Raw genomic sequence first — 8392 nt, forward strand, 5'->3', positions numbered from 1 at the left:
ATAATTCAGCATTTACCGGGTAGAAATAGATTAATTTCTCTCTATACGAATCAATATTCACCATTTTGGATACTTCGACTTTAAAAACAAATCTACAAACCACATACAAGACACCGGACCTGAAAGACTCTTTTTCCCGGCAGACTCTTGGCTTAGATCGCCATGTCTTCCGTTATCTCTGCTTTTGTTCGCTGCATCATGTACAACCGGTAATAAAAACCTTTTTTCATCATCAATTCATCATGTGTCCCCTGTTCGACAACCGATCGATTATGGAGGACGATGACATTGTCGGCGTTCCGTATAGTCGAAAGCCTGTGGGCGATAATGAAGCTTGTCCGGCCTTTCATAAGAGTGAGGAGGGCCTCCTGGATATTGGCCTCGGTAAGGCTGTCGATATTCGATGTCGCCTCGTCAAGAATGAGGATTTTCGGATTTGCAAGGATCGCGCGGGTAATAGCCAGAAGTTGGCGTTCGCCCTGCGAGAGATTCAAACCACGTTCCGAAAGTATTGTATCGTAACCTTCCGGAAGTTTTTGAATAAAATGGTGCGCGTTTGCGATGATTGCCGCTTCTTCAATTTGCTTGTCTGTCGCATCCGGATTTCCGTATTTTAGATTTTCTCTGATCGATACGGCAAAAAAGAACGGTTCCTGGAGAACGACGCCCATTTTCGTCCGTAATGAGTTAACATCGATTTGTTTGATCGGTATATTGTCGATGAAAATATCTCCTTCGGTTACATCATAGAAACGGGAGAGGAGGTTGACGAGGGTCGTTTTACCCGCACCCGTAGGACCGACAATCGCGATAATCTGGCCTTTACTGACATTCAGGTTAATGTTCTCCAGAACGGTCTTATCATCGGTATAGCCGAATGTAACGTTCTCGAACCTGACCGTTCCCTCGATCGTTTCGATTTTTTTCGCGTTTTTTACGGATTCGATATCGGAAGATGTTTCGAGGACATCGAAAACCCTTTCAGCCCCGGCTAACGCGGACTGAATGACGTTATAGACACCGGTCATCTGCCTGAGCGGTTCAAAAAATCTCCTGGCGTAAATAATAAACGATGTAAGCAGTCCGATAGAGAAAAGACTATTCCCCCCCATAATGAGAAAACCTCCGATACCGACAAGCAGTGAAAGGACCAGGGCGGTGAGGAGGTTCATCAGGGGCATAAAAATGTATGCGGTAAACTGGGCCTTTACCCCGGCACGACGTGTGGAATCGTTTATTTTCTCGAATTTGTTATATTCCTCTTTTTCCCGGTGAAAGGACTGGATGACTTTAACTCCCGTGACCGATTCCTGGATATTGGCACTGAGTTCACCGATCTTTTGCTGATTTATCCGGAACGCCGCCCTTATTCTTTTTCCGATAATTCCCGTTACGATAAACATGACGGGGACCACGGAAATGACTACAAGGGAAAGCTGGATGTTGAGCATCAGCATCCCGATAATGACACCGATTACGGAAAAAAGCCCGCTTATCATCTGTGAGATACCGTTTGAAAGCGCATTGTAGATCATCTCGATGTCATTGGTAAGCCGCGAGATGATATCGCCGATGCCCCGTTTATCGAAATAGGACATGGAGAGTGTCTGTATGTGGCGGAAGAGATCGTTACGAAGCCGGAAAACGATGTTATTTCCAATCCTGACGATAAGGGCGTTGTATAATGCGTTTACCGCCCAGGAAACACCGTAGATAATCAGGAGGACAATCATCTGTTCGATGAACTTCGAGAGATTCTGAGTGGTTTCGAGGTAGCGGGTTATCGCCCGGCCGATAATCGCGGGGGCGGCGACGCGGAGGACAACATCGATCAGAATCAGTATGGCGGTGATGAGAAAAACGATTGTCTGTGGACCGATATAGGCAAGCAGCCGCGTCAAAGCCTTTTTAAAATCAAGCGGCGATTCGATCGTACCCCCATGGCCGAATCGTCGTCCTCTGGGGCGAAATGCGGGTATATTTGCCGTCTTGCTTTCTTTCATGATCGACACTCCATTTTTCAATTAGCTGTTATAATTGCAGCAACGATGTTTGTGTTGTCGCGATTTCCCTGTATATTTCGTTTTCCGCAAGGAGTTCTTCATGCGTTCCCCTTCCCGCAATTTTACCACGATCGACGACCACGATATTGTCTGAGTTTTTGATGGTGTTGATTTTCTGGCTGATGATGATGGCGGTTTTTTCGGCAAACTCGTTATAGAGATTGTCGATGAGTCTGTTCTCCGTTTCGATATCGACGGATGAGGTAACATCATCCAGGATGATAATATCGGGTTGTGAGAGGACCGCACGGGCGATGGCAATCCGCTGCCGCTGCCCGCCTGAAAGCCCGGCTCCACGTTCACCGACCGGCTCATCCCAGGCATGCTCTTTTTCGAGAATGAAATCACGGGCACAGGCTACTTCCGCTGCCCTTTCGATTTCAGCGTTATCGGCTTCCGGCCTGCCGAATGCGATGTTGTCGCGGATTGTTCCGGAAAAGAGCATGGTTTCTTGAAGTACAACCGATATCCTGGTTCTGAGTGTTTCAAAGGTGAGGTTTCTGTTATCAATGCCGTCAATCAGTATTTCACCTTCACAAGGCTCATAGAAAAGTGGTATCAGATGAACCAGACTCGATTTTCCGGCGCCGGTCGTCCCGATTATACCGATACGCTGTCCCGGAGTGATCGTAAGGGAGATATCGGTAAGTGCGTTCTCACCGTCTCCGTAATGGAAACTGACATTCCTGAATTCGATCGAGCCTTCAATCCGTTTCATGGATTGTTCATGATCGATTTCCGGGCGACGGGACGGTTCTTTCAGGAGATCCTCTATTCGGGTGGCGGAGGCCGCGGCCATGGAGATAAAACTCAGGACCATACCGAGCATTATAATGGGGAACATAGCCAGAAGTGCATAGTTATTGAATGCCACAAGCTGCCCGAGAGAAAGACCCCTGCTTTGCTGCGAAAGAAAGTTTTCGATGACAAGGGTCCCGCCGACCCAAAGTGTGGCGGTAAGGGCAAGCTGTCCCGCGAGATGAAGCACCGGAAAGAGAAACGATATTATATAGCCGACCTTTAGCGACTGGCTGAGGAAATCCCTGTTTTTCTCTTCGAATCGGTCTATTTCCGATGATTGTCCGGCAAAAGCACGCACAACTTTGGCGCCTGCAAGGTTTTCCTGAAGCATATTATTCAGGTTGTCGAGTTTTTCTCTTACCTTCATGAAAACAGGCCTTATCAATGTTGCCACAATAAAAAATAAAAGCAGCGTACTTGGCATAATGACGGCCATAATGGTCGCAAGCCGGGCGTTCGTAAGAAACATGATGATGAGGCTGCCCGTGATCATGCATACAGACTGGATGATCATAAAAAAACCCATGCGGATGAACATCATGATCGTGGTCACATCCGAGTTCATTCTCACCATCAATTCCCCCGTCCGCCATCTGTCCAGACTCGTGAAAGGGAGGGACATGAGTTTGTTATAAAGGTTGTTGCGTATATCATATGCCATGCCCTGGGAAGCCCCGATGAGGAGATACCCGCTCGCAAAATGGAAAGTAAATCCGATAATGGCGGCGACAAGAATCCCGAGGGCTCCAAGAAGGGTCAAATCGAATTTCCCTGCCTTTATGCCGTAGTCGATCACGAGTTCGACAAGCTTTGGCTGACTCAGATTAAGGGCCACTGAAATGACGAGAAGAAAAAAAGATCCCGTCATTGAAAGTCGGTATTTCTTGAGAAATGAAAACATTCGCAGCAGAGAAATCATAAAGATATCCTTTGTTTATCCGGGAATATTGGTTCAATATAGTCAATATTGTCGCCTTCGGCAACAAGCGGCGATCGATTTCGGTATCCCTCACTTTTTAGGAAAGCGGAGATGTTGCGATCTACCGTTTGGTTTCATGAAAATTGTTACAGGGTGTTGATAAAAGCCTGATTGTGGTTATAGTATTAATTACCCGTTTACGGAGGGACGGAGGTGCGGAACAGACTTTCAACAATCAGTATTATTATAAACTCGCTTGGTTCGCTTCTTATAATTCTTGCCGTTATCCTTCTCCTTCCGCTGATTGTTGCTTTTATCAACGGTGAACCCTCATCGGGTATGTCAAGCTGGTGGGCGTTTCTCATCCCTTCAGGGATTGCCCTTTTCATCGGCCTTCTCTTCTATTTTCTCGTTCCAAAAGGCACTCCGTATACCAGAGCCGCAATACTTATTTGCAGCCTTGCATGGATTGCCTTTTCCGCCATCGGCGCGCTGCCGTTTGTTTTTTGTTTGAAGACGGGATATCTGGACGCTTTTTTTGAAACGATGAGCGGGTTTACTACGACCGGCATTACGATTTTCCGGGGACTCGATACGATGCCGAGAAGTATCATTTTCTGGCGGGCGTTGATTCAGTGGATAGGGGGGCTTGGTATTCTCACCCTCTTTCTGGCGGTTCTTTCCGGAAAGGGTGAAGCCCATCGTCTTTTTGGCGCTGAAAGCCATAAGGTGGATGCCGAACGCCCCGTCCCGGGGCTTTCAAGCACCGTTAAAATACTCTGGGCCATATATATCGGGTTTACCCTCTTCATAATCACACTCCTCATGTTTGCAGGGGTCCGGTTGTTTGACGGTATCTGTCACGGGATGACGGCGATCGCCACGGGAGGATTCTCGCCCTATGATGCAAGCATCGGGGTTTACAAATTGTCCGGGCATCCCAATTATATATATATAGAATATATTATTATTCTCGGTATGATTTTGGGAGGAACGAATTTCCTTATCCATTTTCGTGTGTTGAAGGGCGATATCAAGGCGCTTATCGATAACAGCGAAATGCGCTACTGGTGGACTATTATCCTGTCGTTTGTCGCGGTAATAGCGATTGAGCGTTTTTTTTCCGGTGCGGTCCCGCCCCCGGTCGATAGTACACCCGGGGGATACGCGGTATGGTTCGAGGAGAACCTTCGTGCATCGCTTTTCCACACCGTATCGATTATTACGACAACCGGATTCGTGACGGAGGATATCGGCGGGATGTTTTTCGGTTCGGCTGCAAAACTGCTTTTCCTTGTCATGATGGTCATAGGCGGATGCGTGGGATCGACCGGCGGCGGGTTCAAAGTATTCAGGATCAGCATATTGGCGAAGCTGATAAAGCGGGAAGTGTTCAGACTGCGGGCACCCGAACGATCGGTCGCGCCCCTTGTCGTCGACGGCAAGGTGGTGAATCCGCTCGAGATCTACCGGGCGTGCGGGATTTTCTTTGCCTGGATTGTATTGATTGTCGCGGGCGGGTGTATTACATCTCTCTTTTCCGATCTTGATGCGGGAAGTGCATTCTCCGGGATGTGCAGCGCGCTGGGGAATATCGGTCCGTGCTATATCTCCGTTGACCAGATGATATCTCTCAATCCTGTCGTGAAAATCACCTATATCGTCGGGATGCTCGCCGGTCGGCTCGAAATATTGCCGGTTCTGCTTCTTTTTAGCAGGCGTGCGTGGATGTGAAAAGGGGTGTCACCGTGAAATGCACGGTGTATGAAAGCCGGATTATTCACGAAATAACCGGAAAACAGAAAAGGAGATACGATCATGTATATAATTGTATGCGGGGCGGGAACGATAGGGACGGAGGTAACGAAACTCCTTGTCGCACACCGCCATAATGTCGTTGTCATCGACAAAGACAGTCTTGCGTGTCAGGTCGTACACAGCGAGACGGGAGCTCCCGCGATTGTCGGGAATGTGACGGATCTCACTGTTCTGGAAAAGGCAGGGGCACGGAATGCCGATATCGTCCTCTGTTTGGCGCGGCTGGATTCGGACAACATCACCTCGGCCCTACTTGCAAAAAGCCTCGGAGTGCCGAGAATCATCGCCAGGCTTTATAATCCCCATTACGAAGAATCTTACCGGCTTGCCGGTGTCAGTCTGCTTGTCCGCGTCGCCGATCTGCTTATCAATCAGATCATGATCGAAATCGAACAACCGAAGGTCAGAAATATCATGACCCTCGGCAAGGGAAAGGCGGATGTATTCGCAATAAAAATTCCGGCGAAGGCAAAAAGCATCGGCATAAAAATAAGAGAGATCACGCAGCATAAAAAATTTCCCGATGAATGTGTCTTCATGGGAGTCTATAAAGAAGAGATCGACGAGTTTGTCATACCGCGGGGGGAGTATGAACTGGCGGCAGGGGACACCGTATTTCTCATTACAAAAAAGGAGTTTATCGAGCACGCCGCTGATTTTCTGACCCAGGAAAAGTTCTCTCTCTGGCCGAAAAAAGACATGTGAGGGTGATGGTATGGCACATCTATTTACGGGAACATGCAGATGGAAATATCCTTCATGGGAGGGACTCGTCTATTCAAAGCCCGACGGCATTGATTTGTGAACGTGAACAATCATTATGAAGGATCGGTACCCCTTACCATAGAAAAACTGCGCGGAATTCTCGGCAGTTTTTCACAACCGCCTTCTCCCGATTGACGCAGGTCTATAAAACAGGTAAGATGCCCACACTATACGATGTCCAGGAGCAGCGGATGACAGTGAAAAAAAAACGGTTTTCCTTTCTCCCGCCCTTATTGGCATGCTCCTTGAGTCTGCTATACTTTCTCTTCCATTTTCATTTCATACCACGGTACATCGACTATGATCAGGCGTTATACGGATATAACATCATCACGGCGATCAAGCGCGGTACCTATCCGGTCTTTAATCCGCATCATCTCCTTGAGACTTCGGCAGGAGTCTTTTTTCATTCGCTTATAAACGGACACCTTGGAAATGCAGGATTTGACGATATCATGTTCAACAACAGGCTGCGGTCCCTCCTTTTCGCTTGTTGCGGTATTTTTTTTACCGTTCTGTATCTTTTTCATTCGACCGGAAAGCCGGTCTGGGCAGTGCTGGGGGGGCTCCTCGTCGGCGTCTGTCACGGTTACCTTGTTTTTGCCGTCAAGGTCGACACGGCGATCTACCCGGCCGCGGGGATGATCGCGACCCTCTGGTTTTTCGAACGGATGGATCACGCGAAGCGTTTCATCTTTTTATATGCGGCTGCCGGCGGTATTATTCTTTTTGTGGATATAATGTTTCATCAGTATATGGGGATTGCCTGCTGCGCCTTCTGTATCGCACTGGGGCTTCCTTCGTGTTTTTTCCCCGGGAAAGCGAAGAAAGCCGGACTCATGAATCATTCAGGAAGATATTTGGAAGATCGGGGGATTTTAGCCGATTCGGGCGGTTTGTACGGGATCGGACCTTTAAGGATCATCCCCGCACAGAGGATAAGTGCCCTCCGGAAATCACCGGGGCGCCGGTATCTTTGTATCGGCATCATCACCGCCATCTGTCTCTCGGCAACGACCGCCGCGTACTTTTATGCGGGAAAATCGGTTTATCATCTTCCCTTTGACAAACCAAGCCCCGTCGCAGTCAACGGCCCGTTCAAGAATACGACGTTTCAGACCTGGATATTTCGATACGCGACCTTTAGCGGATACGGACACGGTTTCAGACAGTTCGATCCCAGGCAATCCTTTCGCGGTCTCACCAATGCCTTTCTTTCCCCGACCGTAAACCAGACGAAACGATACGATGAACTCGTATTCCAATACGATATGAAAGAGATGTTTGGAAAAGAAAGCCGTGTGTTTAACCTCGTCGCTTTATTTTGTCTGCTCGTTTTAGCCGGGGTAATTGTTTTTTTCCCGTTTATGTGGATTCGTTACGGAAGAAGCTTTTTCTTTATCCTCCTCTCCTTTGTGTTGTTTTCAGTGTTTACCGCCTACTGGGAACCCGACTATTTCGAGTTCTGGCTTATTCCGTGCCTGCTTCTCTGTATCCTCTCAATACAGCTGCTCGCTGCGGCCGGAGAAGGCCTGGAAGCGGTGTTCGGCGGATTTTCGCATATTCCATTCTATGCATGCATGCTGTTTTTTATTCTGAGTCTCTTTTCATTTAACAGCGAACGGCATATCATCCCCTATTCGCAGCGTAGCCGCATTGAAGAATTATACCCTCCGTGGACGGAAGAAACCTTTCGTAAACTGTTCAGCGACGGCATCTATAATGATCCCCTCGATCCTTATAAAACAGGCTATCCGGACGATGCGGAATAATCCGGAGTTCACTTATTGTATAGCAGGTTGTCATATGGGTGATGATGAATTCTCATAGAAAAAAATCCTCTCATCATGCGAAAACCGAAAATATTACGATGTTCGTCGAGTTTACATCGCCCCTGGCTTCTGCTATATTAACAATCCGGGGACAAATCGGACACCACGGGGACGGAGGTCGAAAAAATGACGATTCAGCTATTCTGGATAGTGTTTTCTTTATCGTTCCTCACCGCGAACGGTGAGTGTGAACG

Annotated in this window: 5 protein-coding genes; 3 read left to right on the top strand and 2 right to left on the bottom strand. The window is 48.0% G+C overall.

Annotation, left to right across the window (positions count from 1 at the left end; translation table 11 throughout):
• Window positions 1-152: 152 nt before the first annotated feature.
• Both JW881_07670 and JW881_07675 read right to left on the bottom strand, forming a co-directional pair.
• Window positions 153-2003 carry an ABC transporter ATP-binding protein gene (locus JW881_07670; protein ID MBN1697376.1) on the bottom strand — a complete coding sequence of 617 codons (1851 nt, stop codon included), beginning with the start codon at window positions 2001-2003 and terminating at the stop codon, window positions 153-155.
• Between the two features lie 28 nt (window positions 2004-2031).
• Entirely contained in the window at window positions 2032-3783 is a 1752-nt protein-coding gene (locus JW881_07675) for an ABC transporter ATP-binding protein (GenBank protein ID MBN1697377.1), read from the bottom strand.
• A 213-nt stretch (window positions 3784-3996) separates the two neighbouring features.
• Between JW881_07675 and JW881_07680 the strand changes: the two genes are divergently transcribed.
• From JW881_07680 to JW881_07690, 3 genes are all read left to right on the top strand, one after another.
• Window positions 3997-5517, top strand: coding sequence for a TrkH family potassium uptake protein (locus JW881_07680; GenBank protein MBN1697378.1), 1521 nt, complete (start codon window positions 3997-3999; stop codon window positions 5515-5517).
• Window positions 5518-5601: 84 nt separating this feature from the next.
• Window positions 5602-6306, top strand: coding sequence for a TrkA family potassium uptake protein (locus JW881_07685; protein MBN1697379.1), 705 nt, complete (start codon window positions 5602-5604; stop codon window positions 6304-6306).
• A gap of 251 nt (window positions 6307-6557) precedes the next feature.
• The gene (locus JW881_07690) at window positions 6558-8138 is read left to right on the top strand and encodes a hypothetical protein (protein MBN1697380.1); all 1581 of its coding nucleotides are present in this window, start codon (window positions 6558-6560) and stop codon (window positions 8136-8138) included.
• Window positions 8139-8392 lie beyond the last annotated feature (254 nt).

It is taken from the genome of Spirochaetales bacterium (genome assembly GCA_016930085.1).
Taxonomy (GTDB): Bacteria; Spirochaetota; Spirochaetia; order SZUA-6; family JAFGRV01; genus JAFGHO01.